Annotated in this window: 23 protein-coding genes; 8 read left to right on the top strand and 15 right to left on the bottom strand. The window is 66.0% G+C overall.

Annotated features, from left to right (window positions below; translation table 11 throughout):
* Positions 1-12 precede the first annotated feature (12 nt).
* The 3 genes from ASC68_RS12140 (at position 13) to ASC68_RS12130 (ending at position 3,550) form a co-directional block, all read left to right on the top strand.
* The gene (locus tag ASC68_RS12140; RefSeq protein WP_082528102.1) at positions 13-1,758 is read left to right on the top strand and encodes a type I secretion system permease/ATPase; all 1,746 of its coding nucleotides are present in this window, start codon (positions 13-15) and stop codon (positions 1,756-1,758) included.
* Positions 1,748-3,061 (top strand): HlyD family type I secretion periplasmic adaptor subunit, encoded by a 1,314-nt coding sequence (locus ASC68_RS12135; protein ID WP_055879211.1) that lies wholly within the window; start codon positions 1,748-1,750, stop codon positions 3,059-3,061. Before ASC68_RS12140 ends, ASC68_RS12135 begins: the two co-directional genes overlap by 11 nt.
* 114 nt (positions 3,062-3,175) lie before the next feature.
* A complete protein-coding gene (locus tag ASC68_RS12130; protein ID WP_055879208.1) occupies positions 3,176-3,550 on the top strand; it encodes a hypothetical protein in 375 nt (124 codons plus the stop codon).
* A 127-nt stretch (positions 3,551-3,677) separates the two neighbouring features.
* On the opposite strand, the gene ASC68_RS12125 is transcribed toward ASC68_RS12130, so the two are convergent.
* Positions 3,678-4,829, bottom strand: coding sequence for an ester cyclase (locus tag ASC68_RS12125; RefSeq protein ID WP_055879205.1), 1,152 nt, complete (start codon positions 4,827-4,829; stop codon positions 3,678-3,680).
* A complete protein-coding gene (locus tag ASC68_RS12120; protein WP_055879204.1) occupies positions 4,826-5,566 on the bottom strand; it encodes an alpha/beta fold hydrolase in 741 nt (246 codons plus the stop codon). The genes ASC68_RS12125 and ASC68_RS12120 overlap by 4 nt, the downstream gene beginning before the upstream one ends.
* Positions 5,567-5,830: 264 nt before the next feature.
* Here ASC68_RS12120 and hisD (ASC68_RS12115) point away from each other — a divergent pair, with 264 nt between their 5' ends.
* Positions 5,831-7,117, top strand: a complete 1,287-nt coding sequence (hisD, locus tag ASC68_RS12115) for a histidinol dehydrogenase (protein WP_055879201.1) — start codon at positions 5,831-5,833, stop codon at positions 7,115-7,117.
* Positions 7,118-7,189: 72 nt separating this feature from the next.
* Here the strand turns inward: hisD (ASC68_RS12115) and ASC68_RS12110 are convergent, their stop codons facing one another.
* The 13 genes from ASC68_RS12110 to ASC68_RS12055 all read right to left on the bottom strand — a co-directional run bounded on the left by ASC68_RS12110 (position 7,190) and on the right by ASC68_RS12055 (position 19,247).
* Positions 7,190-7,540, bottom strand: coding sequence for an endonuclease domain-containing protein (locus ASC68_RS12110; RefSeq protein ID WP_244488439.1), 351 nt, complete (start codon positions 7,538-7,540; stop codon positions 7,190-7,192).
* A gap of 94 nt (positions 7,541-7,634) precedes the next feature.
* Complete coding sequence (locus tag ASC68_RS12105; RefSeq protein WP_055879196.1) at positions 7,635-8,336, bottom strand: RraA family protein; 702 nt, start codon at positions 8,334-8,336, stop codon at positions 7,635-7,637.
* Between the two features lie 46 nt (positions 8,337-8,382).
* A complete protein-coding gene (locus tag ASC68_RS12100) occupies positions 8,383-9,423 on the bottom strand; it encodes a cupin domain-containing protein (protein ID WP_055879193.1) in 1,041 nt (346 codons plus the stop codon).
* A 49-nt stretch (positions 9,424-9,472) separates the two neighbouring features.
* A complete protein-coding gene (locus tag ASC68_RS12095; protein ID WP_055879190.1) occupies positions 9,473-10,561 on the bottom strand; it encodes a LacI family DNA-binding transcriptional regulator in 1,089 nt (362 codons plus the stop codon).
* Positions 10,546-11,310: an SDR family oxidoreductase gene (locus ASC68_RS12090; protein ID WP_055879187.1), complete on the bottom strand. Its 765-nt coding sequence runs from the start codon at positions 11,308-11,310 to the stop codon at positions 10,546-10,548. The genes ASC68_RS12095 and ASC68_RS12090 overlap by 16 nt, the downstream gene beginning before the upstream one ends.
* A 1-nt stretch (position 11,311) precedes the next feature.
* Positions 11,312-12,637 (bottom strand): histidinol dehydrogenase, encoded by a 1,326-nt coding sequence (gene hisD, locus ASC68_RS12085; protein WP_055879185.1) that lies wholly within the window; start codon positions 12,635-12,637, stop codon positions 11,312-11,314.
* Positions 12,638-12,723: 86 nt separating this feature from the next.
* Complete coding sequence (locus ASC68_RS12080) at positions 12,724-14,103, bottom strand: amidase (protein ID WP_055879182.1); 1,380 nt, start codon at positions 14,101-14,103, stop codon at positions 12,724-12,726.
* Complete coding sequence (locus ASC68_RS28665) at positions 14,100-14,252, bottom strand: hypothetical protein (protein WP_156384577.1); 153 nt, start codon at positions 14,250-14,252, stop codon at positions 14,100-14,102. Before ASC68_RS28665 ends, ASC68_RS12080 begins: the two co-directional genes overlap by 4 nt.
* Entirely contained in the window at positions 14,252-15,310 is a 1,059-nt protein-coding gene (gene ugpC / locus ASC68_RS12075; RefSeq protein ID WP_055879180.1) for a sn-glycerol-3-phosphate ABC transporter ATP-binding protein UgpC, read from the bottom strand. Before ugpC ends, ASC68_RS28665 begins: the two co-directional genes overlap by 1 nt.
* A 5-nt stretch (positions 15,311-15,315) precedes the next feature.
* A complete protein-coding gene (locus ASC68_RS12070) occupies positions 15,316-16,200 on the bottom strand; it encodes a carbohydrate ABC transporter permease (RefSeq protein WP_055879177.1) in 885 nt (294 codons plus the stop codon).
* A gap of 2 nt (positions 16,201-16,202) precedes the next feature.
* Positions 16,203-17,234 (bottom strand): sugar ABC transporter permease, encoded by a 1,032-nt coding sequence (locus ASC68_RS12065; protein WP_055879174.1) that lies wholly within the window; start codon positions 17,232-17,234, stop codon positions 16,203-16,205.
* 72 nt (positions 17,235-17,306) lie between these two features.
* Entirely contained in the window at positions 17,307-18,542 is a 1,236-nt protein-coding gene (locus tag ASC68_RS12060) for an extracellular solute-binding protein (protein ID WP_055879172.1), read from the bottom strand.
* A 273-nt stretch (positions 18,543-18,815) separates the two neighbouring features.
* Positions 18,816-19,247, bottom strand: coding sequence for a GNAT family N-acetyltransferase (locus ASC68_RS12055; protein ID WP_055879169.1), 432 nt, complete (start codon positions 19,245-19,247; stop codon positions 18,816-18,818).
* A 249-nt stretch (positions 19,248-19,496) separates the two neighbouring features.
* Here ASC68_RS12055 and ASC68_RS12050 point away from each other — a divergent pair, with 249 nt between their 5' ends.
* The 4 genes from ASC68_RS12050 (at position 19,497) to ASC68_RS12035 (ending at position 22,705) form a co-directional block, all read left to right on the top strand.
* Entirely contained in the window at positions 19,497-20,222 is a 726-nt protein-coding gene (locus ASC68_RS12050; protein WP_156387318.1) for a GNAT family N-acetyltransferase, read from the top strand.
* On the top strand, positions 20,219-21,358 hold the full coding sequence (locus ASC68_RS12045) for a hypothetical protein (protein WP_055879165.1): 1,140 nt from the start codon (positions 20,219-20,221) through the stop codon (positions 21,356-21,358). The genes ASC68_RS12050 and ASC68_RS12045 overlap by 4 nt, the downstream gene beginning before the upstream one ends.
* Before the next feature lie 406 nt (positions 21,359-21,764).
* Positions 21,765-22,244 (top strand): flavin reductase family protein, encoded by a 480-nt coding sequence (locus tag ASC68_RS12040; RefSeq protein WP_244488451.1) that lies wholly within the window; start codon positions 21,765-21,767, stop codon positions 22,242-22,244.
* Positions 22,245-22,285: 41 nt separating this feature from the next.
* Entirely contained in the window at positions 22,286-22,705 is a 420-nt protein-coding gene (locus tag ASC68_RS12035; protein ID WP_055879162.1) for a TIGR01244 family sulfur transferase, read from the top strand.
* The last annotated feature ends 10 nt before the right edge of the window (positions 22,706-22,715 follow it).

The following is a 22,715-nucleotide window of genomic DNA, read 5'->3' as shown; positions in this document are numbered from 1 at the left end:
GGGCAGGGCGCGATGCCCACGCTTCTTGGGCTGGCTGCGAAAGCAGCCGGCCCGATTGCTGCTTTCACGTTGGTGAGCTTGCTCTCCAACCTCATCATGCTGGTCGGCTCGATCTTCATGCTGCAGGTTTATGATCGGGTGCTGCCGAGCCGGTCGCTGCCGACGCTGTGGGCGTTGGCCCTGCTGGTGGTCGGCATGTACGGGGTCTATGCCATCGTCGAGGTGGTGCGGACGCGGATGGCGGCGCGCTTTTCCGCGCTGGTCGATGCGACCGTTGCGCCATTAGCGTTCCAGGCGGGGATCCGGGCAAAACTCCTGAGCCAGACCGGGCCGCAGGCCGATCCGGTGCGCGATGTCGATTCGGTGCGCCAGTTCCTCGCCGGGCCCGGGCCGATGTCGCTGTTCGATCTGCCGTGGCTACCGGTCTATGTGGCAGCGATCTTCCTGCTGCATCCGCTGCTCGGCTGGGTGACGGTGGGCGGTGCGGTGGTCATGACGCTGCTGCTGGTCGCCAACGAGCTGCTGTCGCAGCGGCCTTCGAAGGACGTGGCGGTGGCCACCGCCCGGCGCCAGACGCAGTTCGACGATGCGCGCTCCAGCGCCGAGTCGGTGGCGGCGATGGGGCTGATGCCGGCCATTGTCGCGCGCTGGAAGGGCGCCAGCGCCGAGCTCAACCAGGCGCAAAGGCGGGCCGGCGACAGCAGCGGTCTCTATTCGGCACTCACCAAGTCGTTCCGCTTCCTGCTCCAATCGGCGGTGCTGGCGGCGGGCGCCTATCTGGTCATTCGCAACGAAGCCACCGGCGGGGTGATGATCGCCGCCTCGATCATTTCGTCGCGGGCGCTGGCGCCGATCGAACAGATCACCGGGCAATGGCGGGCCTTCGTTGCGGCGCGGCAGGCCTGGCGCCGGCTCGCCAGTGCGCTCTCTGCCACCCAGACCCGGCAGCCGGAGGTGACGCTGCCGGCGCCATCGCACAGCCTCAGCGTCCAGCAGCTCGCCGCGGGGCCGAGCCGTCACGCGGTCATCGTGCAGGGCGTGACCTTCGAGCTCCAGGCCGGTGAGGCCGTGGGCATCCTGGGGCCATCGGGCTCCGGCAAATCCACCGTGGCCCGTGCGCTCGTGGGCGCGTGGCCGGTGCTGCAGGGCGAGATCCGCCTCGATGGGTCCGAACTCAGCCATTTCGATGCCGATCGGCTGGGCCGGCATGTCGGCTACCTGTCGCAGCACGTCGAACTGTTCGCCGGCACCGTCGCCGAGAACATCTCGCGCTTCCAGCCCGACGCCGACGAGCAGGCGCTGTTCGCCGCGGCGACGGCGGCGCAGGTGCACGAGCTGATCGCCTCGCTGCCCAAGGGTTATGAAACGCTGATCGGCGAGCGCGGCGCCGCGCTCTCGTCGGGCCAGCGCCAGCGGATCGGGCTGGCACGGGCGCTCTATGGCAATCCGTTCCTCATCATCCTCGACGAGCCGAACTCCAATCTCGATCCCGAGGGCGACCAGGCGTTGACCGAAGCGATCAAGGCGGCCAAGGCGCGCGGCGCCATTGTCGCCATCGTGGCGCATCGTCCGAGCGCTATCGTCGCTGCTGACAAGGTGCTGTTCATGCGCGGCGGGCGGCAGCAGGCGTTCGGGCCCAAGGACGAAATCCTCGCCCGGATTGCGCAGCCGCCACCGGCGACCAAGCCCGTGGCGGCGACGCAGCCCGCTCCGGCGACCAAGCAGAGAAGCATAGCCGTGGTGCCCAATGTCCAGTGATAGCGCTGAGGCCCAGGCCAGCAGCAGCCTCAAGCGACATTCGGCGTTCGCCGTCGGGCTGACCGTCGCGGTGGTTGGCGGGCTCGGCCTCTGGGCCTCGCTGACCGAGATTGCCGGGGCGGTGGTGGCGAGCGGCACGGTGGTGGTCGAAGGCGGGGCCAAGCGGGTGCAGCATCAGGAGGGCGGCATCGTCGCCGAGATCCTGGTCGAGAACGATGAGCTGGTCGAACAGGGCCAGTTGCTGCTGCGGCTCGATGGCACCTCGGTCGAGGCCTCGCTGGCCGTGGTTGAGGCGCAGCTTGATGACATGCTGGCGCGGCGTTCGCGCCTCGTGGCGGAAGGCAGCAATGCTGCTCAGATGCAGCATCCATCGGCTCCCGGCTGGACCCCCGGTCCGGGTTTCGAGGCTGTCTACGCCGAGCAGGAGCGGCTGAGACAGTCGCGGGCGTTGTCGCTGGAAGGCCAGCAGGCGGGGCTCGAGGAGCAGGGCGAGCAGCTGATGCAGCAGATCGCTGGCCTTGGGGCGCAGCGGGCCGCGCTCAGCACGCAGCTCGAGGTGCTAGAGGAAGAGTGGCGCGGCCTCAACGAGCTGCTCGATGACGGGCTGACCAATGTCGGCCGCACCAATGCTAACAAGACCCAGCGCGCCGGCATCGCCGGCGAGATCGGACGGATCGATACCGATATCGCGGCCGCGAGAGCGTCGATCGCCGAGCGCGAGATCGCCCACGCGCAGCTGCGCGACGCGTTCCAGGCCCAGGTGCTTGAGGAACTGCAGCAGGTCAATGTCAGCATCGCCGAGCTGCTGCAGCAAAAGATTGCCGCCGAGGATCGGCTGCAGCGGCTGGAGCTTCGCGCGCCGCAGCCGGGCATGATCCACGAGTCGAAGGTGCAGACGGTGGGCGGCGTGGTTTCTGCCGGCGAGACACTGATGCTGATCGTGCCGGCCAATCCCGACATCGTGGTCGATGCCCGGGTCAGCCCCATGGATGTCGACAAGGTGGCGGAACGGCAGGAGGTGGTGCTGCACCTCTCGAGCCTCGATACCCGCACTACGCCGGAGCTGATGGCCTCGGTCCGCGCCATTTCACCGGCCACCTCGGTCGACCCGACCACCGGTGCGTCCTTCTACACGGTGCGGATTTCGGTCGGGAGCGAACAGCTGGCGCTGTTGCCGGCAGGAACGCGGTTGGTCCCGGGCATGCCTGCCGACGCCTTCATCGAGACCGGCAACCGGACGGTGCTCAGCTACCTGATGAAGCCGCTGCTCGACCAGGTGATGCACACGTTCCGCGAGGATTGACGGGGCGCGGGCCCCACCTATCTGATGCCCTCCGACAGCCAGGACATTCGCCCAAAAGTGCGCCATCCGTTGCGAATTCAGCCACTTGCTCCAACCTACGCTGCATATGGTGCAGTGCTGGAACTGCTTGCCGGCTATGCCCCATTTGCCGGCTTCCGTCTTGACCAGGCCAGCGCGATCGTCAGGGCGCAACTGAAGAGCGGGAACCACATCGCGGTATTTGCAGCCGACGACCAGTTGGTCGGCTACCTGGGCTGGATCCGTACCAGCCCCGTAGCGGCGGAGCGCTGGGTGAAGGACTTGGGCGAGCTGGAGACTGTTCCAAACGGCGAGGCGCTGGCCATCACTGTCGTCGTCAGCACCACACCGACTGCTACGCAGATGATGGCTCGTCGATGCCGGGAGCTACATCGGGGGTATCGAGGCTACTTCATACGTACCTACGGCGACGGCCAGGAGTCGACGAAGCGGTCGGTGCTCAGTCGGTAGGCGTTCGTCCCAGCGCGGGATAGTGCTGTCGTATCGCTGAGCACCTGAAGTCCGTTGTTTCTGGAACTGTGCTTTGCCCCGGTGCGAGGGGCGCTGACGCCCTCGCACCCAGCTCTATCCCAATGCCTTACGCGGCCGCAGGGGCGTCGGTCAGCTGGGCCAGCTTCACCTGGGTCAACAGGCTCAGCTCGTCATAGACGGTCCACTCGTCGACGATCTTGCCGTTCTTGTAGTGGTAGTGGGTCATGCCCATCACCTGGACGCGCTTGCCGGTCGGGTGCTCGCCGAGGCTTTCGAGGATGCCGTAGCCGAGGTGGTGGCCCTCGATGATCCAGCGCACGGCGACCTTGGTGCCGCCCTCTTCGCTGGGCACCGAGCAGATATATTGCGGCATATAGGCGGCGTCGGGCAGCGAGCCGACCAGTCCCAGATGCTGATGGATCACCGCGGCGACACCGTAGAGCTCCTTCATGTTGGGGCCGTGATACTGCACGGTCGGGGCATAGATCTCGCTGATCTTGCCGAACATGCGCTTGTTGAACACCTCGTGGGTCCAGCGCAGCGTCTCGGCCTCGAGGTCGTTGTTGGCGATCGAGGTGTCGGCCTCGGTCTCGGGCGGATACTGGCCGAGCAGGCGCCGGTTCTCGCCGATATCGAGGTTGGTCTGGCCGCGGTCGAGTGCCGCCTTGGCGAAGCGCAGCGCGAAGGCATCGAGGTCGAGCCCGAGCTGGCGGATGATCGCCGCGGTGTCCGCCACCACCCACTCGCGGTAGATCTTGTTCCTCAGGATCATGCAGTCGGCGATGGTCCGCGATACGAACGGCCGGCCGGTGGGCTGGCCGAGATGGCCGAACTGCGTGTGGCGGCCCGAGCCGGTGACGAGGTGCGAGGTGTAGAACCCGTCCTTGTCGTTGCCGTTCCAGATCACCTGCGTGGCCATGCCGCGGCGCTCGGGGAAGCTGACCAGCCGCTGGATGGTGTCGCGCACCACGTCCTCGCGGTTGTAGATCGTTCCCATAGTGCCGTAGAGCACGCAGTTATGGGTGTAGTGGGTGTAGATCAGCCCGATATCACGCTCGTCCCAGATCTTGTGGGTGCAGCGCACGATGTAATCGACGATGTCGGTATAGACCTCGTCGAAGCCGTCGAGCGACTGGCTGCGGGGCCGGTCGGTCGGCGTCAGCTCGGGATAATCGCGCCGCTCCACCTGCAGCACCTGCTCCTTGGGGGTGTCGATGCGGGCAATGCGGGCGGTCTTGGCCTTGTCGTCGTCGCTCATGAGAACTCCTTGGAGGCGATGCTGTTCGGTTGGGCGGGAGCGGCCAGCCATTCGGCCAGCAGCTGCGCGGTGATTTCCGGTTGATCGAGGGTCAGGTAGTGGCCGGCGCGGTCGACAATGGCGAGGCGGGCGCCGGCAATGCCGTCGGCGATTTCGCGGCTGAGTTCGGGCGGGCAGACGCGATCCTCCGCGCCACAGGCGACGAGCGCCGGCACGGAGATGGCGGTGAGGCCCGGTCGCCGGTCGTCCCGATTGATCGATATTTCAATCTGCTCCTCGAAGGTGGTGAGGAGGGTGCTGGTGGCCATGGCCTCGAGCTCGGCGCGGAGCCCCGCGTCGTCACGCCGCCAGGCCGGCACCGAGTTGTCCCAGACGTCGGCAATGTGACCGGCCGTGCCCTCCTGCGCTGCCTTCGCCACGGCGGCGCGGCGAGCGGCGGCGCGTTCGGCCGGCATGGCGCGGGCGTTGCAGCCGAGGAGCGCGACCCGCTCGACCCGATCCGGCGCCTGGGCCACCACCTCGAGCCCGACAATGGCGCCGAGCGAGAACCCGAGCAGGGCAAAGCGGGGCGGCGCCAGTTCGAGCACGCGCCGCGCCATCTGTGGGGCGCTCAGTTCGCCCGCCATCTCGACCGTGTAACGCTGGCGGCCGAGCGCCGAGGTGGCCGCGGCGAACACCCGCTCGTCGCAGAGCGTTCCAGGCAACATCAGCAGGGGAGCGCCAGCTGTCGTCAGCATCCGGGCATCCTAACGCCAAACCCGCGAGGGCGCTGCGGCAACCTCGGGTCGCGGTGAATCTCGGAACTCTGGCGCATCGCCGTCGGCATCTGTTCTTCCGGGTCGGGGGAGCCGATAGCGAGGCCTACGAAAGGCCGATCGGCGTCCGCGAAGAAAACACTGGCAAATACTGCATACGTATGCAAGAGGTTTCTGCGTCGGGCCGACAAGGCTCGAAACACCTGCGAAACCACGCTTTCACCTTCAACCGGAGGCCGCTTCCTCATGTCCGATTCAACCCGCGCGCCCTCGGGCATCAGCTACGTCAAGGCACCGTCCCGCAATCAGGTGAGCGACAACGCTCCGGTCGAGGCGTTGGTCACCGAGATCATCAGCAATGTGCGCGAGCGCGGCGACGCGGCGGTGCGCGACTACAGCCAGAAGTTCGACAAGGCCGATGTCGCGGTGTTCGAGGTGACGGCGGCCGAGCGCGAGGCGGCGCTGGCCGAACTCGACCCGCAGACCCGGGCCGATACCGAATTCGCCATCGCCAATGTGCGCCGCTTCGCCGAGGCGCAGCTCGCAACCATCCTGCCGCTCGAGATCGAGACGCTGCCCGGGGTGCACCTCGGCCACCGCGTCATCCCGATCGAGCGGGTCGGCTGCTACGTGCCGGGCGGCCGCTATCCGCTGCTGTCCGCGCCGATCATGACCATCGTGCCGGCCAAGGTCGCCGGCGTCGATGAGGTGATCGCCTGCCTGCCGCCCAATGCTCACAAGGCAATGATCGCCGGCTGCCACCTCTCGGGCGCCGACCGTATCTTCCGGATCGGCGGGGCGCAGGCAATTGCCGCCATGGCCTATGGCACCGAGAGCGTGCCGGCGGTCAACAAGATCGTCGGGCCCGGCAATGCCTTCGTCAACGAGGCCAAGCGCCAGGTGTTCGGCCCGGTCGGCATCGACCAGCTCGCCGGCCCCTCGGAGATCTTCATTGTCGCCGACGCGACGGGGGACGCCGAAATGATCGCCACCGACATGCTGGCACAGGCCGAGCACGATGTGCGCACCCGCGTCGGGCTGATCACCATCGACCGGGCCCTGGCCGAGGCGACGCTCAAGCAGGTTGAACGCCAGCTCGAGACGCTGTCGACCGCGCCGGTGGCCGGGGTGGCGTGGAAGGACTATGGCGAGATCGTCGTCTGTGACGATGAAGCAGCGCTGATCGCCTATTCCGATTATGTCGCCGCCGAGCACCTGCAGGTGCACACCGCCGACCCACAGGCGATGGCCAACAAGCTCCGTAACTACGGCTCGCTGTTCATCGGGCAGTTGGCCAGCGTCGTCTACTCCGACAAATGCGTCGGCACCAACCATACGCTGCCCACTATGGGGGCAGGGCGCTATACCGGTGGGCTATGGGTGGGCGCCTATGTGAAGATCGCCACCCACCAGTGGCTCGACGAGCGCGGGGTGAAGGCGGTCGCGCCGCCGGCCGCCCGCCAGAGCGCCAGCGAGACACTCGAGGGGCACAGGCGCGCGGCGCAGCTGCGGCTAGATCGGATGCAGGGGTAGGGGACTTCTGAGTTTTGCGCCGAGGCGGACAGTCGGCGAACCTCTCCCGCTTGCGGGGGAGGGGGACCGCCGTCAGGCGGTGGAGGGGGGTGCCCCACGCGCGATAGTTGCCAGCACCACCGCCGGCCTTGCGCCGATCTCGTCAACGGTAAAACGGATCACTCTGATCCCTTCTTTCGCCAACCACGCGGTTCGTCGCTGGTCGCGTTCAGTTCGCTCCTGGTGCATCGGGCCATCGACTTCGACGCAAAGCTTGGCCGCAGCGCAATAGAAGTCGAGAATGTAGGGGCCGATCGGGTGCTGGCGGCGAAAGTATAGTCCGAGCTCCTTGCGCCGGAGCAGAAACCATAGGGTCTTTTCCGACGGCGTCATGACGCGCCGCATGTCCTTCGCCCGCTCGCGAATGAAGTCTGGTGCCCGCAAGATCAGCTCCGCGCGTGGCGCTCCCCCCTCCACCACGCTAAAGCGTGGTCCCCCTCCCCCGCAAGCGGGAGAGGTTCGCCGACTGCGGAGCTCGTCACTTAATCCCGTCCGCCTCCAGCCAAGCCGCCCGCAGCTTTTCCACCGTAAACCCCGGGGCTCTGGCCGCGCGCAGGATCGGCTGCTCCTTCCGAACCACAATGTCGATGGCGGCCGGCATCTTCTCGATATGCTGGGCCGGGATCACCACGGCGCCGTGCCGGTCGGCGTGGATCAGGTCGTCCGGCTTAACCGCCATACCGAACACCGTCACCGGCACGTCGAGCTCGGTGACGTGGACGAAGGCGTGGCTGGGGCCGACCGAGCCGGCGATCACCTGGTAGCCGGGGTCGAGCATGCCGAGATCGCGCAGCACGCCGTTGGTCAGCGTCCCGGCGAGCCCCAGACCCTTGTGCTGGGCCACCTGCATCTCGCCCCAGAAGCCGCCGATGCAGTGCGGCCAGTCGGTATCCTCGATCACCACGACGTTCGGGCCGGCGCCGGCCGAGACGTATTCGTAATAGGCCATGCGCAGGGCCCGGATTTCGGCAGCCGGCTTCTGGGCCGGCGACGAGGCGCGGATCTTTGCGGTGCGGGCAAAGCCGACGACCGGCGGCAGGCTGGGGTCGGCCGAGACCGTCGGGCTTTTGGTGAAGCCCTCGGCGGTGCGGCCACCCATCACATGTTCCAGCGCATTGCAGACGGTGGGGGTGTCGTTGCGGCGCAGCACCGCGAGCGTTTCGGCTGAAATGGCCGGCATCAGGTTCTCCCGGGAGTGAAGGGCGGGCGCGCGGCCCGCCTGGTGCTTATTCCGCTGCGACGCGGCCTTCGGCGAACACCGGAGCGGCAGGGGCGGCGGCGCCACGGATGACGAAGGCGATGGCGTCGGCCGAAGCCGGGTTGCGATAGCCGTGCATGAGGCCGATCGGCACAGTCAGCGTGTCGCCGGCGCCGAGGATCAGCTTGCCGCCATCCCAGTTGAACTCGAGCGTGCCGGATTGGACGAAGATCACTTCCTGTTCCGAGCGCGCATGCGCGGGAATCGTCGCGCCGGTTTCAAGCTTCAGCCGGCGCAGGGCGAAATCGTGTTGCCAGTGGCCGATGATCGGCCCTGCCGCAAAACCGTCGCCAGCATCGACGTCGCCGATCAGCGCGTCTTCCTCGACGCCCGGGCCTGACAGCGGCGAGTTGGGATTGGCTCGCATGTCGGCAGCCTTCACCGCATATTTCGCAAGCTCGGACATCGGCGGCGTCGCCAACTCCTTGAGCTTCTGCGCGTCAGGCGGCTGTTCCATTTCGGCGCCCTCGGGCACCTTCTCGCCCAGCGTCGTATCGATCAGTTTGCCGCCCTTCAGCAGCTTCAGCCCGAAATCCTCGGCCATCTTGAACACCGACGGGGCCCAGACCACCTTGCCCGGATCGTCGTGGCCGAGCACCACGAACAGAAAGCCAGTGCCTTCATCGCGCTTTTCGAAGCCGCGGAACATGTGGGTGGGCACCGTCGCCACGTCACCGGGCTCGACGTCGATATAGCCCTCGTCCTTGTTGGCGCCGAAGACGAAGCGCCACTTGCCGGTGTGTACCACGAAGGTCTCGGCAGTGAGGTGGCTATGCTGGCTGTTGGTGCAGCCGAAGGGCTGGCGCGCCGCGCCGATGTTGAAGCCATGCGCCTCTGGGATATGCACCACCTGCGCCGGGTTCTCCGAGACGCCCGGACCGATGATGGTGAAATTCTCCTTCCGATCCGAGCCCGGGGTGCGGGCGTCGATGAAGGCGTTCTTCAGGCCCTTGAGATCGGCATAGCGGACGAGGCGCTTCTCCATCGCCTCCAGGGTCCAGTCGCTCATTGGAATTTCCTTTCCTTTTCAGATGCATTCGTATGCACAGCGCGCGCCATCAAAGCGGGACTCTCTTAGTTGCCCCCGGGCGGTACAGGCGCTGGCCATCGACCTCGAATATGCCGGCCTTGGGCAGGCGAGCGGAGCTGCGGACGATCAGTTCGCCGGGCAGCACCTTGTGCTGCGGTTCGATCTCGCCCGAGTGGATCTGGTCCATCAGGATATCGACCGTGGCTTCGACCATCGGCTCGATCGGCTGGGTGACCGAGGTGATGCCGTAGCTCGGCCAGCGGGCCGGTCCGACATCGTCATAGCCGACGATCGACAGGTCCTCGGGGATCCGGAGGCCGAACTCATGTCGAGCCACATCCATCACCGCCACCGCCATGTGGTCATTGGCAACGAAGATCGCCTCGGGGCGATGGGGCAGGGCGAGCAGCTCGCGCGCCGCGGCCTCGGCCTCGCTGCGCGAATAATTGCCGGTGCGGATTTCGATCTCGGTGATGCCATGCGCCGCCAGCGCCTCGCGGAAACCGCCGAAGCGGTCGCGATTGGTCGAGGAGTTCTCGAGTCCGGCGACATAGCCAAAACTCTTGTGGCCACCGGCGATCAGGAACTCGCCGAGCAGCCGGCCGCCTTCGTGGTTGCGCGTGGTGACCGACGAGGTTTCGTCGCGTTCGGTGGTGCGGTTGAACAGCACCACGGGGATGCCGGCCACGGCGCATTCGGCGGCAAGCTCGGAGCTGAGCGACGTCGAGGCGAGGATGATGCCGTCGACGCGATACTGCATCAGCTGGTCGAACACCGGGTCGCTGTCGCGGTCCTTGAAGCCGGTGAACAGCAGCATGTGATAGTTCTCGGCCGAGAGCCGCCGGCCCAGTTCCTCAAGCACGTCGGGGTAGAACAGGTTCTCGAGATAGGCCATCACCACGGCGATGATGCGCGATCGGTTGGTGATCAGCGAGCGGGCAATGGCATTGGGCCGATAGCCCAGCTCCTTGGCGGCGGCCAGCACCTTGGCGCGGGTCTTGGGTGAGATCGATGCGCCGGGCGTGAAGGTGCGCGACACGGCGGACTGGCTGACGCCCGCGTGCTCGGCCACCTGCGACGAGGTGACTGGCGCCTTCTTGGTTATTCCGCCGTCCATCCGCCATCCACCATCAATGCCGAGCCGGTAATCATCGCCGCCCAATCGGAGGCGAGGAAAACCACTGGTCCCATGATGTCCTCGATCCGCCCCAGCCGCCCCAGCTTGATCTTGCCCAATACCCAGCCACGAAAATCCGCATCGCTCAGGTTTTTCGCCGTCATCTCGGTTTCGATGAAGGTCGGGCAGATCGTGTTGACGCGAATATTGTGTGGTCCCAGCTCGATGGCCATGCCCTTGCTGAGGCCTTCCACCGCAAACTTGGTGGCCGAATAGACCGCCCGACGCGGCGCCGACACATAGCCCATCTGCGAGGAGATGTGGATGATCGAGCCGGGCCGGCCGGTTTCGACCAGCCGCCGCGCCGCCGCCTGCGAGACGAACAGCAGCGCCTTGAGGTTGAGCCCGGCCACCGCGTCGTAATCGGCCTCCGTTACGTCCAGGAATTCGCCGTGCCGCGCGCCACCGGCGCTGTTGACGAGAATGTCGAAGGGCGGGCTCGCGGCGATCAGCTCGGCGCTTGCCGTGAGATCGGTGACATCGAGCGCGGCGCCGGCGACATCGAGGCCGGCTTGCCGCATCTCGGCGACCACCGCTTTGACGTCGGAGGCAGTACGGGCGGTGATGGTCACCGCCGCGCCAGCCTCCGCCAGCGCCACCGCAGCGCCCAGCCCGATGCCGCGCGTGCCACCCGTCACCAGGGCGCGCTTGCCGTCGAGCCGGATGCTGGGGGTGCGCGGCAGGCTCATCTTACTCGGCGGCCGCCTTGGGGCTGGCGGCGGTACCGTAGGGAACGTTGCGCCCGCCGTAGCGGCGGACCCGGATATTGCCCTGCTCGGCATGGCCGGCAAAGCCTTCGAGCATCGAGAGCCGCGAGGCATATTCACCGACCATCGCCGAGGCTTCGTCGGATTCGACGATCTGCCAGGTGCAGGTCTTGAGGAACTTGCCCACCCACAGCCCGCCGGTGTAGCGGGCCGCCTTCATGGTGGGCAGCGTATGGTTGGTGCCGATGACCTTATCGCCATAGGCGACATTGGTGCGCGGCCCGAGGAACAGCGCGCCATAGTTCTGCAGGGTATCTCGGAACCACAGGTCGCGATCGGTCATCACCTGCACGTGCTCCGACGCGATGCGGTCGGCGACCTCGACCATTTCCTCATAGCTGTCACAGACGATCACCTCGCCGAAATCCAGCCAGGATTGCCGCGCCACTTCGCCGGTCGGGAGGATCTTCAGCAGCCGCTCGACATAATCCATGGTGTCGCGCGCCAGCTTCTCGGAATTGGTGAGAAGGATCGCCGGGGAAGTCGGGCCGTGCTCGGCCTGGCCGAGCAGGTCGGTGGCGCAGAGTTCACCATCGACGGTTTCGTCGGCGATGACGAGGGTCTCGGTGGGGCCGGCAAACAGGTCAATGCCGACGCGGCCGAACAGCTGGCGCTTGGCTTCCGCCACATAGGCGTTGCCGGGGCCGACCAGCATATCGACCGGCTTGATGCTTGCGGTGCCGATGGCCATGGCGCCGACCGCCTGGATGCCGCCTAGCACGTAGATCTCGTCGGCACCGGCCATGTGCTGCGCCGCGACGATCGCCGGCGCCGCCTTGCCGTTGAATGGCGGAGCGCACGTGATGACGCGGCCGCAGCCGGCGACCTTGGCGGTCAGCACCGACATATGGGCCGAAGCGAGCAGTGGATATTTGCCGCCGGGGACGTAGCAGCCCACCGAGGCGATCGGCACGTGCTTGTGGCCCAGCGTCACGCCGGGCAGGGTCTCGATCGCCAGCTCCTGCATGGTGCCCTTCTGCGCCCTCGCGAAGTTGCGCACCTGGGTCTGGGCGAACCTGATGTCGGTCAAGTCCTGCTCAGAAAGCTGCGCGATGCAGGCGTCGATCTCGGACTGGCTCAGACGATAGTCGGGGCGATCCCAGCCGTCGAACTTGCGGGACAGCTCGCGCACCGCGTCGTCGCCGCGCTTCTCGATATCGGCGAGGATGGTCTCGACCGTCAGGCGCACCTGCTTATTGGCCTCGGCGCGCTCCTCGACCGTCTTGCTCTGCTTCAACCAACGCGCCATTGCCCGCTCCCGCACTGCTTCTTGAGTTGTTGTGTCACATTAGCTACCGTTGCATACGTATGCAACGAAGTAAAGTCGCAGCTTACTCAGGCGGGCTGCAAATCGATATCAGACCTTAGGGGAGGGCGCTGCACTGCGTGGTCGGTGGCGTTTTCGAACGCCTGGCCGATGGCGCAGATGCCGGCTTCGTCGCCCAGCCGGCCGACCACCTGCATGCCGAGCGGCAGGCCGGCGGTAAAGCCGATCGGCAGCGCCAGCACCGGGTTGCGCGTCAGGTTGAACGGCAGGGTGCGCATGTGCGTCCACACCGAGGTTTCTCCGTCGAAGGCGGAAAAGGGCAGGGCGGGGGTGAGTGTATTGACGGTCACCAACGCGTCGAACCGTCCGAAGATTTCGGCCTCGATGCGGCGGGCCAACTCGTCCGCAGCGCGCCGGGCGAGGGCGACATCGTCGGTACTGAGGCTCAGGCCGCTCAGCAAGTTGCGCCGGGCGAGCACGCCGTATTCGTCGCCGCGGCTGCGCAGCAACTCGGTGTGCACCGCCAGTGCCTCGGCCTGGATGATCACCGCACCGGCCGCCTCGAAGAGGTGATAATCCGGCAGCGAGACTTCCTCGATCCGCGCGCCCCGCAGCGACAGGGCCGAGACAGCATCGTCCATCGCGGCGATGACTGCCGGGCTCGTTGCGGGGTCGTTGGCGAACCACGCGCGGGCATAGGCGATACGTCGCCCTTCGATCCCCTCGGCAAGCCGCGCCGTGGCGTTGCAGCCGTCGGCGATGGCGTCGAGCGTCAGGGCCGCTTCTTCGACACTGGCGCTGATCGGCCCGACATGGTCGAGCGACGGAGAGAGCGGGAAGACGCCGGCGCGAGAGACGCGGTCGTAAGTCGGCTTCAGCCCGACGACGCCGCAATAGCTGGCCGGGCTGCGGATCGAGCCGCCGGTATCGGTGCCGATGCTGGTGCGCAGCAAGCCGCCGGCCACCGCGGCGGCCGACCCGGAGGACGAGCCGCCGGTGATGTGCTCGGTATTCCAGGGGTTGCGAGAGGCGGGGAAGGGCAGGTCGAAGCTCGGTCCGACCAGCGCGAACTCATAGGTCGTGAGCTTGCCGAGCAGCACCGCTCCGGCGGCGCGCAGCCGCTCGGCGACGGCGGCGTCACGGGCCGGGACATGGGCCGCGAACAGCCGCGAACCTGAGGTGGTGCGGATGCCCGCCGTGTCGATCAGGTCCTTGAGCCCGATAGGGATGCCGTGCAGCGGCCCGCGGTCGACCCCTTCACCGAGCTCCCGGTCGGCCCGTGCGGCATCCTCCAGCGCCCGTTCCGCCGTCACGGTGACGAAGGAATGGTAGCGCGTGTCGCGCGCCCCGATCCGAGCGAGGTGAGCCTCGACCAGCGCCACCGCGGTCAGCGAGCCATCACGCAGGCGCGCGCCGGCAGTTCCGATCGAATAGTCAGCAGCACTCAACGCAGCAGGTCCGATTTCCTCAACAGCGCCATGCAGCCCTCGAGCCAGCGGGCTCCGGCGAGCACCGCCGGCAGTTCGGCGGGCGCAATGGCGATCCGCTGCTTTCTAGCAGCTTCTGCGAGGTCTGCGCTGCTTGGCGTGTCGTACATCAGGCGGCCGCCTCGATGCGCTCGCCGCTGGTGCGGTCGAACAGGTGGCAGGCGCCTGGCGCGATATTGGCCCGCACCAGGTCGCCGATCTGGGCGCGATAATCCTTGGCAGTCTTGATCGATACCAGCTCGCCGCCGGCCCGCATCGAAATCATCGTGGCTTCGCCGAGCAGTTCCACCGAATAGATTGGCGCGGCGACGTTGCCGCCTTCGCCGGCGAGCGTCGCATCCTCGGCTCGGAAGCCGAGCGTCACCGGGCCCTTTGCCCCACGGGGCAGGCCGGCGACTTCGATGTTCTCGCCGCGAAACACCCCGTCGGCGATGTCGCCCGGCACCAGATTCATCGCGGGCGAGCCGATAAAGCCGGCAACGAAGGTATTGGCGGGCCGATCGTAGATCTGCATCGGGGTGCCCACCTGTTGCACCACGCCGCGGCTCATCACCACGACGCGGTCGGCCAGTGTCATGGCTTCGATCTGGTCATGCGTCACGTAAATGGTGGTGGTCTTCAGCGTGTGGTGCAGGTTCTTGATCTGCGCCCGGGTCGAGACGCGCAGCTTGGCATCAAGGTTGGAAAGCGGCTCGTCCATCAGGAAGGCGTTGGGTTCGCGCACGATGGCGCGGGCCAGCGCCACGCGCTGCCGCTGCCCGCCCGAAAGGGCGGCGGGGCGGCGCTCGAGGAACTCGTCGAGCTCCACCATTTTGCTGGCGCGCATCACCCGCTCATGGTGCTGCTCGGTCGGCACTTTCCGCACCTTCAGCGGAAAGCGGATGTTCTCGTACACCGTCATGTTGGGGTAGAGCCCATAGCTCTGGAACACCATCGAGATGTCGCGGTCCTTGGGCTCGAGCTTGTTGACCAGCCGGTCGCCGATCCAGATCTCGCCGTCGCTGACATCCTCAAGCCCGGCGATCATCCGCATGGTGGTGGTCTTGCCGCAGCCCGATGGGCCGAGCAGCACCAGAAACTCCTGGTCGGCGATATCGAGGCTGAATTCCTTGACGCCGACGAAATTGGTCCAGCGCTTCGACACGTTCTTGAGTTGGATCCGGGCCATCGGGATCAGCCTTTCACTGCGCCGGCGGTGAGCCCGCTGACGATCTGGCGTTGGAAGAAGAGCACGAGAATGAATAGCGGCACCGTCGCCGAGACCACCGCGGCCACCGCGTACATGACATTGCCCTGTTCCTGCACCGAGCCAAGGAAGCTCGAGATCTTGGGCACCATGGTCTGGTTGTCGGCACTGAGCAGCATCGAGGTGGTGGCGAAGTCGTTATAGGCAAGCAGGAAACTGAACAGCCCGGTGGTCACCACGCCTGGCCACATCACCGGGATGATGACGCGGCGGAACGCCTCGAAACGCGAGCAGCCATCGACCATGGCGCTCTCATCAAGATCCTTGGGGATCGACAGGAAGAACGAGTGCAGCATCCACAGCGTGAACGGCTGGTTGATGGCCACGAGGACGATGATCGAGGTCGGCAGTACGCCCCAGATGTTGAGCTGGAAGAAGGGGAGGAGGTAGCCCGAGACCAAAGTGATGTGCGGCATGGCGCGGAACACCAGCGCCGCGATCAGGATCCAGAAAGCATAGCGCTGGCCCGAGCGGGCGAGGGCATAGCCGCCGAGCGTTCCGAGCGTCAGCGAGATGATGGTCACCGACACCGTGACGATCGCGGTGTTGAACACGGCGCGCCAGAATTCGCGCGTTACCCAGGCACCGTAGTAGCCGTCGCCGGTGAAAGCCGAACCCGTCTCCTTGATAGTGTTGGTGCCGAAGATGGCGTTCCACCAGCTCTCGCGGGAGAAGAAGTCGACCTCGACCTTGAACGACCCCCACACCGTCCAGAGGAACGGGAAGGCGGCGAGGATCACCCACAGCACAATGAAGGCGGAGACGATCAGCTTGAGCGGCAGCGGGCGCCGGAGCGCGATGGAGTCCGACATCGTCACACCACCTTGTGGTTGAATTCGCGCCAGGTGCGTACCAGCACCGGCAGCAGCAGGATGACCACGCCGACAATGGTCAGCACCGAGGTAGCGCCGGCCGAGCCGAACAGCTGGGCATCGCCCGAGAGGTCGTTGAAGATCATCCAGCTCAGCGAGGTGGCATTGGCCTCGGCCGAGAACCCGACGATCGGTTCGAAGACGCGGAAATTGTCCATCAACTGCACCAGGGCGACAAAGGTCGCGAGCGGCGCGAGGTGGGGCATGATGACGAAACGGATGCGCTCCCAGCGCGAGGCGCCGTCGATCATCGCCGATTCCAGCGTATCGGCCGGCACGGTCTGCAGCCCTGCATAGAACACCACGAAGGAGAACGGCGCATTGGTCCAGATGCCGTAGAACAGCAGCGACAGCCAGGTCAGCAGCGGCGAGGCGCGCAGCGACAGGCGCGGATCGTTGAAGATGTCCTGGATGGTGGCGCCGATAATGCCTTGCGGGTGGATCATCCAGTAAAGGATGAGCGAGCCGACCAGCGGCGTAATGATCATCGGCAGCAGCGAGAAGAAGATCACCGGCCCCTTGATGAAGCGGGGGATGGTGTTGACCGCCAGCGCGATCAGAAAGCCCAGCGCCATGGCGAGCGGCGTCACCACGAAGCAGAACACCAGGGTGAAAGCGAGTGCCTTATAGAAGGGCAGGTTGTAGATGCGGGTGAGGACGTCGGCGAGCCCGCGGTTATCGGCGAAGATGGCGCCGAGCTCGTTGACCGCCAGGTGCCCGCGGTTGAGGTAGGTGCCGAGCCCGTTGAACTGGCCGAGCGGCTGTTCCTGTTCGAGCCTGGCGGTCGCGTCGGCGTCGACCCGCACCTCCTTGGTGCAGCCGCCGAACGGCTGGCAGTTCTCGACTTCGACGAGGATGCGCCCGTGTTCGACATAGAATGATTGCACCACCACCGAGACGATGGGCAGGGCGATGAACAGCACCATCGCGATCAGCGATGGGAGAATGAAGGCGAAGAATGTCTTATGCGGCATCGAGCGCCTCCAGTTCGGCTGACAGAAGTCGGGAGAGGCCGGAGAACGGTGGCCTCTCCCGATGAACCGGGCTTAGAGGAAGCCGCCTTCCTTGGCGGCAGTGTCATAGGCCGCCTTCACGTCGGCAAGCGCTTGCTTCGCATCCTCCTGGCCGGCCATGAATTCGGCGAGCTCGGCCGAGAGCGCTGTGTGCAGCAGGCCCATATAGGGCTGCATCGGGTAGGCACGGGCGCCACCGGTAGCATTGGCGATGACGCCGACCGCTGCTGGGCCGGGGGTGTAGCCCTTGACCAGCCAGGTGGCGACGGCAGCGTTCTTGGCCACCATATCCGGGCTGATGCCGTGCACCATGGCGCGGAACGAGGCCTCGGCATCTTCGTCCGAGATGTTCTTGGCGATGGTGAAGCCATCCCACCACAGCGCGGCGCCCGGGATGGACTGGCCGGCAATGGTCGGCGCGGCGGCGAGCACGGTGTTGGCGACGACGCCGTCGGCGGCGCCTTCGGCATCCAGCGTGGCACCGGCAAGCGAGCCCCACTCGTTCATGATGGCGACCTTGCCCGCCTCGTACTCGGCCTTGATGCCGTTGGCGTCGAAGGTGAGGTAATCAGGGTCCATGTAGGCGGTCATCGCCTTCATGGTCTCGAGCACCTTCAAGCCATTGTCGTTGTCGATGGCGAGCTCGGCGCTGCCGGGGGCAAAGAACTCGCCACCGGTGCCGAGATAGCCGTTGACGAACTCGGCGGCGAGATCCCAACCCGGCTTCACGCTGGCGGCCAGCGGGGTTTCCATCAGCCCGGCATCCTTGATCGCCTTGGCGGCAGCGAGCACGTCGTCCCAGGATTTGGGCGCGGCGACGCCGGCCTTGTCGAGGATGTCCTTGCGGTAGAACAGGTGCTGGCCGTTGCCCATGAAGGCGATGGCCATGACCTTGCCGTCGATCTTGATCAACTGGTTGGGTTGCAGGTCCTGGCCATACTTTGCGACCAGGTCGTCGAGCGGCCGGATCAGGTTGTCGTTGAGCAGCGGTACGATCGAGTTGTTGGCGACCACGGCCACGGTGTACTCGGCCGGATTGATCGAGAGTGCCGGCACCTGCAGGTTCTTGTGCTCGGCAGTGGCGTTGGCGGTGACCTTCACCGCATCGGTGGCGCACTCCTCAGCCGTGCTGTTGACGAGGCGCAGCGCCTCGAAGTCGTTCGACAGAATGCGAACCGAACCCGCGGTGACCCCGCAATCGGCAAACGCCGCGCCTGCGCCTAGACAGAGCGCCGCGATGGACACGCCGGCCGCCAGAAAATGCTTCATCTCGTCTCTCCTGTGTTCACCGGGCTGTTCCTCATGCCCAGGTGATGTTCTCCCGCGCAGGAGCTGCGACAGACCCGAGGGACGAAGGAGCGTTTCGGGGTCGCCGTGCCTGCGATGTGCAAACGCTATGACAATTTTGCATACGAATGCAAATTGATTCTGCATACGAATGCATGGCGGTGTGCGGCTGTGGATTTTTGCTTTGTCCATCAAGCCATAAGGGGAGGGCGCGACGTCGACAACTGCCGTGCGAGCAGCCGGCTGAGGCCACCCTCAGCGCAGCGTCTTGCTCATGTGCCGATGCGGGATCGTCACCTCGATGAACTCGTCACTGTCCACGGCGTAGCCCTGCCGCTCGTAAAAGCCGATCGCGGTGCGGCGCGCCGCGAGCCCGATATGACGCACCCCGAGGGCGCGGGCATGTGCCTCGAATGCCTCGAGCAAATGTTCGCCGACACGCTGGCCCCGCATATCCTCGGCAACGGCCATCTGGCGCAACTTGACGCTGTCCACGCCCTCAGGCCTGAGCATGACGACACCGATAAGCCTCGCATCGCGATAAGCGGCGAACAGGGTATCGCCGGCTTCAGCGGCAATATCGGCAGCGGTGAAGTCGAGCCCCAGTGGCGTGCGCAGCACGGCGCGACGCAGCACGAGGGCATCGTCCCAACCCGGGGTGCCGAACGCGGGGCGGGTAATGGTCACGGGTCAGCCGGCCTCCGGACGTCATAGTCGCGCAGCAGCTTAGCCCAGGCGCTCGCCCCCATCAGCCCCAGGCGCACGCGACCCGTCATATCCTGTCCCTCAAGGTGCCAATCCGAGACAAACGCTAGCACGTCTGCTCGTCCTGGTGGAGTTATGCAGAATTCATTGGCCGTTCGACTGATGTGAGGCGTCACATCAACTGGCGTTGATCTGTTCAAACACCTATGGTTGGTCGTATCTGTGGAGGAAGTGACGACGTTGGCTGACGGATTGGTGCTTCATCCACTCGATAATCATCTCTGGAACGCCCTGAACGGGGCGTGGGCAGGCTACAGCCGGGCGGTCGGTCGCATCCGGCTGCTGTCGCCCGACATCGCCCGTGTCGTGGCCCTCGAAGCGGTTTCGCCGGCCAACCTGTCGACGCTCGCCTGGGCGATGGCTGTTGGGGAGGAAATCCTCGTCATCGCCCCCCAGGTGCTTCAATCCACCGCTGAGCTCGAGGTGCAATCGGTCAAGCCGGTCCTGCAGATGGTTGCGGATGGGCCAATCCCGGCTGCACCTGACATCGCGACGTTCCGGCTGAGTGTGGCCGATTTTCCGCAGATGCTGGCATTGGTGGATGTGGCGCGCCCGGGGCCGCTTGGCCCACGTGCCCTGGAGCTGGGTAATTTCCGCGGTATCTTCGATGGCGCCAAGCTGGTGGCGCTGGCGGGTGAACGGCTGCGCTTCGACCGCTACACCGAAGTCGCCACCGTCTGCACCCACCCCGACTATCGGGGCAGGGGCTACGCCAGGGCGGTCGTCTCGGCCGTGATGCAGGAAATCGTCGATGCTGGCCGAACGCCGTTCCTCGGCGTCGATGATGGCAACATCGCTGCGATCCGGCTCTACGAGGCACTTGGGTTCACGCATCGCAGCACCTTCTACCTGAGCCTCGTGAAGCGCACCGGCGAGGCCGGGCAAGCTGACCGATGAAGGAGCAACTGGCGCGGATCTTCGCCGCCATCCCGCCTGCCGAGTTGGCCCAGGTTGCCTCCCGTGTGCTCGACGTTGCTGACGCGGACGTGCAATCGGTGGCCTTCGCCGAGATCGAAACACCGCATGCCGATCCTCGAACAATCGGCATCGTTCGGGTCTCGGGGCTTGCGTCGGCGGGCGGCGCCGGGGGCGCCTGGTCCTCGGTGACCAAGCTGATCGACCTCTCGGTGCCCAATGTTCTCGGCACGCCGGTCGACCCGCGCAACGAGGTGCTGGTCTACGAGAGGCGATATTTCGTCGGCGGTGGTGGTGGTCTGAGGCCAGCCAAGTGTTTTCACATCTCGCGGCCCAACGACACCCTGACCATCCTTTGGCTCGAGGATCTGACCGAGGCGGAGGCGCCGCCATTCTCGGTCGAGCAACTGGGCGCCATGGCGTACGACCTCGGGTTATGGAATGCCGGGGCGGCAGCCGAAGCCCCGCTATTCGAGTTTCCGATCGGAAGCGATTTCCAGGTGAAAAGCGCCGAGGGCTTCGATTTCGCGACGCGCGCCTCCGACCTCCTGGCGCTGCGGGACGAGCCGATGGTCCGCGCCATGTGCGCGCACCAGCCGGTGGAGACCGTGGTGGCCTATGTGGCGGCCTATCTCGATCTGGTTGAGCGGTCGAAGAGCTTGCCGCATGCACTGGGATTGGCCGATTGCCCGATCAGCAACTTCTTTCACCGGCCGGGCGAAACCATCGCCATCGACTGGGCCGGCCTCGGCAACGAGCCGCTGGGTGCCGATGGTGGCCGCTTCATCGGATCGGCGCTGAGCTGGGGCAGGCGCTTCGTCGAGGTGGCGCGGAGCGAGCGGCAGCTGTTCGAGTGCTATCTGGCGGGCCTCAGGGCAGGCGGCACCATGGCCGATACCGCGACCTTGCGGAGCGGCTACCTCAGCGAATTGGGGTTCTACCTTGCCTCGATGACGACCCTCCCCACCACCCTGGCGCGGCCGAAAGCCGGCCTGTCGCTCGCCTATTTCGAGAAGCGCCTCGATATGCCGATCGGCGATTTCGGTGCCGCCGCGGCAGACCTGGTGCAACTGCTGCCCTCCTACACTGCGGAAATGCGGGCGCTGCAGGGGCAGTAGGGTAGCGTTCGATCGGACCGCTGGACTCGAGCTGTGGGCCAACACATTTAGTCCACAAAAATTATGGACTAAATTCAAAAATAGCATGGCGTTCTCAATCGGGCCGGCTCTCGCGGCACAATTTGTAAGGGGCTGCCGAGATTAGCAACGGCTGCTCTCGCGCCGGTGCGGCCTGTCGTGGTGCAATTTGCTCCATGTCGAACGTCACGCCCCAGCGCCGCCGAAGCCTCCCACAGCTCCTGTGGTCGCTCAGCGTTCGTGGTGTCCGCTCAGCCGCGCCTCGTCGCTATGTCCTGACCCACGGAGTTGCGTGATGACTTTGCTCGATCCCAATGTGGCCGCCGCGGCCCCGCAGGATGCATTGACCCAGGATGCATTTGCCGACGCAGCCGCATTCAAGCGCGCGATGCGTCACCTGGCGGGGGCGGTGAGTGTCATCACCACTGGACGCGGCGAGCAGCGCACCGGCTTCACCGCGACGTCGGTCTCATCGTTCTCCATGGATCCGCCGGCGATGATCGTCTGTCTCAACCGTTCGTCTTCGTCCTGGCCGGTGGTTCGGGAGCATCAGAGCTTCTGCATCAACCTATTGGCACATGACCAACTGCACGTCGCCGACCGCTTCAGCGGTCGCGGCGGCGCCACGGGTGTTGCGCGTTACGAGGGTGCGGCCTGGCAGGAACTGGCCACCGGCGCGCTGGGCCTTTCCGACGCGCTGACGGTGATCGACTGCGAGCTCGACGAAGCGATCGAGCGCCACTCACACGCCATCCTGATCGGCCGGGTCCGCGCCATCCGCACCCGCGAGACGGCGGAGCCGCTGCTCTATTGGCACGGCGCCTATCGCCATATCTCGAATCTGGACCGCGTACTGACCTCGGCCTGAGGCCGGGGCAGGCCAATCACCACACAACGCGGGAGCTGAAGTTGGACATCAAGCGTATCGACGAGCGGGTCAGCGTCTCACCCCAGATCGATGTCGAAGACGTGGCGCGCCTCAAGGCAGCGGGGTTCGTCGCCATCATCAACAACCGGCCGGACGGCGAGGACACCACCCAGCCGCCAGGCGCGGTGATCGCCGAAGCCGCCGCCGCCGCCGGTCTCCGCTATTTCGCCATTCCACTGGGCCGTGACGGCGTCCGTGACGAGCTGATCGAGGCGACCCGCCAGGCGCTCGACAGCGTCGAAGGGCCAGTTCTCGCCTATTGCCGCTCCGGCACCCGCTCGACCACACTATGGGCGCTCAGCCAGGCCGGCCGCGAGGCGACCGAAGACCTCATCGGCAAGGCCGCGGGCGCCGGCTACGACATCTTGCACCTGCGCGGTCATCTCGACGCCGGAGTGTAGCTCTAGCGCC

Source organism: Devosia sp. Root105 (assembly GCF_001424865.1).
GTDB lineage: Bacteria > Pseudomonadota > Alphaproteobacteria > Rhizobiales > Devosiaceae > Devosia_A.
This window is presented reverse-complemented; position numbering and strand designations above follow the sequence as displayed.

What these genes read in the sequence shown, in the direction of transcription:
- ASC68_RS12140 (WP_082528102.1), top strand. Translation starts at nt 13, where the DNA reads ATGCCCACGCTTCTTGGGCTGGCTGCGAAAGCAGCCGGCCCGATTGCT.
- ASC68_RS12135 (WP_055879211.1), top strand. Translation starts at nt 1,748, where the DNA reads ATGTCCAGTGATAGCGCTGAGGCCCAGGCCAGCAGCAGCCTCAAGCGA.
- ASC68_RS12125 (WP_055879205.1), bottom strand. Translation starts at nt 4,829, where the DNA reads ATGAGCGACGACGACAAGGCCAAGACCGCCCGCATTGCCCGCATCGAC.
- ASC68_RS12120 (WP_055879204.1), bottom strand. Translation starts at nt 5,566, where the DNA reads ATGCTGACGACAGCTGGCGCTCCCCTGCTGATGTTGCCTGGAACGCTC.
- hisD (WP_055879201.1), top strand. Translation starts at nt 5,831, where the DNA reads ATGTCCGATTCAACCCGCGCGCCCTCGGGCATCAGCTACGTCAAGGCA.
- ASC68_RS12105 (WP_055879196.1), bottom strand. Translation starts at nt 8,336, where the DNA reads ATGCCGGCCATTTCAGCCGAAACGCTCGCGGTGCTGCGCCGCAACGAC.
- ASC68_RS12100 (WP_055879193.1), bottom strand. Translation starts at nt 9,423, where the DNA reads ATGAGCGACTGGACCCTGGAGGCGATGGAGAAGCGCCTCGTCCGCTAT.
- ASC68_RS12095 (WP_055879190.1), bottom strand. Translation starts at nt 10,561, where the DNA reads ATGGACGGCGGAATAACCAAGAAGGCGCCAGTCACCTCGTCGCAGGTG.
- ASC68_RS12090 (WP_055879187.1), bottom strand. Translation starts at nt 11,310, where the DNA reads ATGAGCCTGCCGCGCACCCCCAGCATCCGGCTCGACGGCAAGCGCGCC.
- hisD (WP_055879185.1), bottom strand. Translation starts at nt 12,637, where the DNA reads ATGGCGCGTTGGTTGAAGCAGAGCAAGACGGTCGAGGAGCGCGCCGAG.
- ASC68_RS28665 (WP_156384577.1), bottom strand. Translation starts at nt 14,252, where the DNA reads ATGTACGACACGCCAAGCAGCGCAGACCTCGCAGAAGCTGCTAGAAAG.
- ugpC (WP_055879180.1), bottom strand. Translation starts at nt 15,310, where the DNA reads ATGGCCCGGATCCAACTCAAGAACGTGTCGAAGCGCTGGACCAATTTC.
- ASC68_RS12070 (WP_055879177.1), bottom strand. Translation starts at nt 16,200, where the DNA reads ATGTCGGACTCCATCGCGCTCCGGCGCCCGCTGCCGCTCAAGCTGATC.
- ASC68_RS12065 (WP_055879174.1), bottom strand. Translation starts at nt 17,234, where the DNA reads ATGCCGCATAAGACATTCTTCGCCTTCATTCTCCCATCGCTGATCGCG.
- ASC68_RS12060 (WP_055879172.1), bottom strand. Translation starts at nt 18,542, where the DNA reads ATGAAGCATTTTCTGGCGGCCGGCGTGTCCATCGCGGCGCTCTGTCTA.
- ASC68_RS12045 (WP_055879165.1), top strand. Translation starts at nt 20,219, where the DNA reads ATGAAGGAGCAACTGGCGCGGATCTTCGCCGCCATCCCGCCTGCCGAG.
- ASC68_RS12040 (WP_244488451.1), top strand. Translation starts at nt 21,765, where the DNA reads ATGCGTCACCTGGCGGGGGCGGTGAGTGTCATCACCACTGGACGCGGC.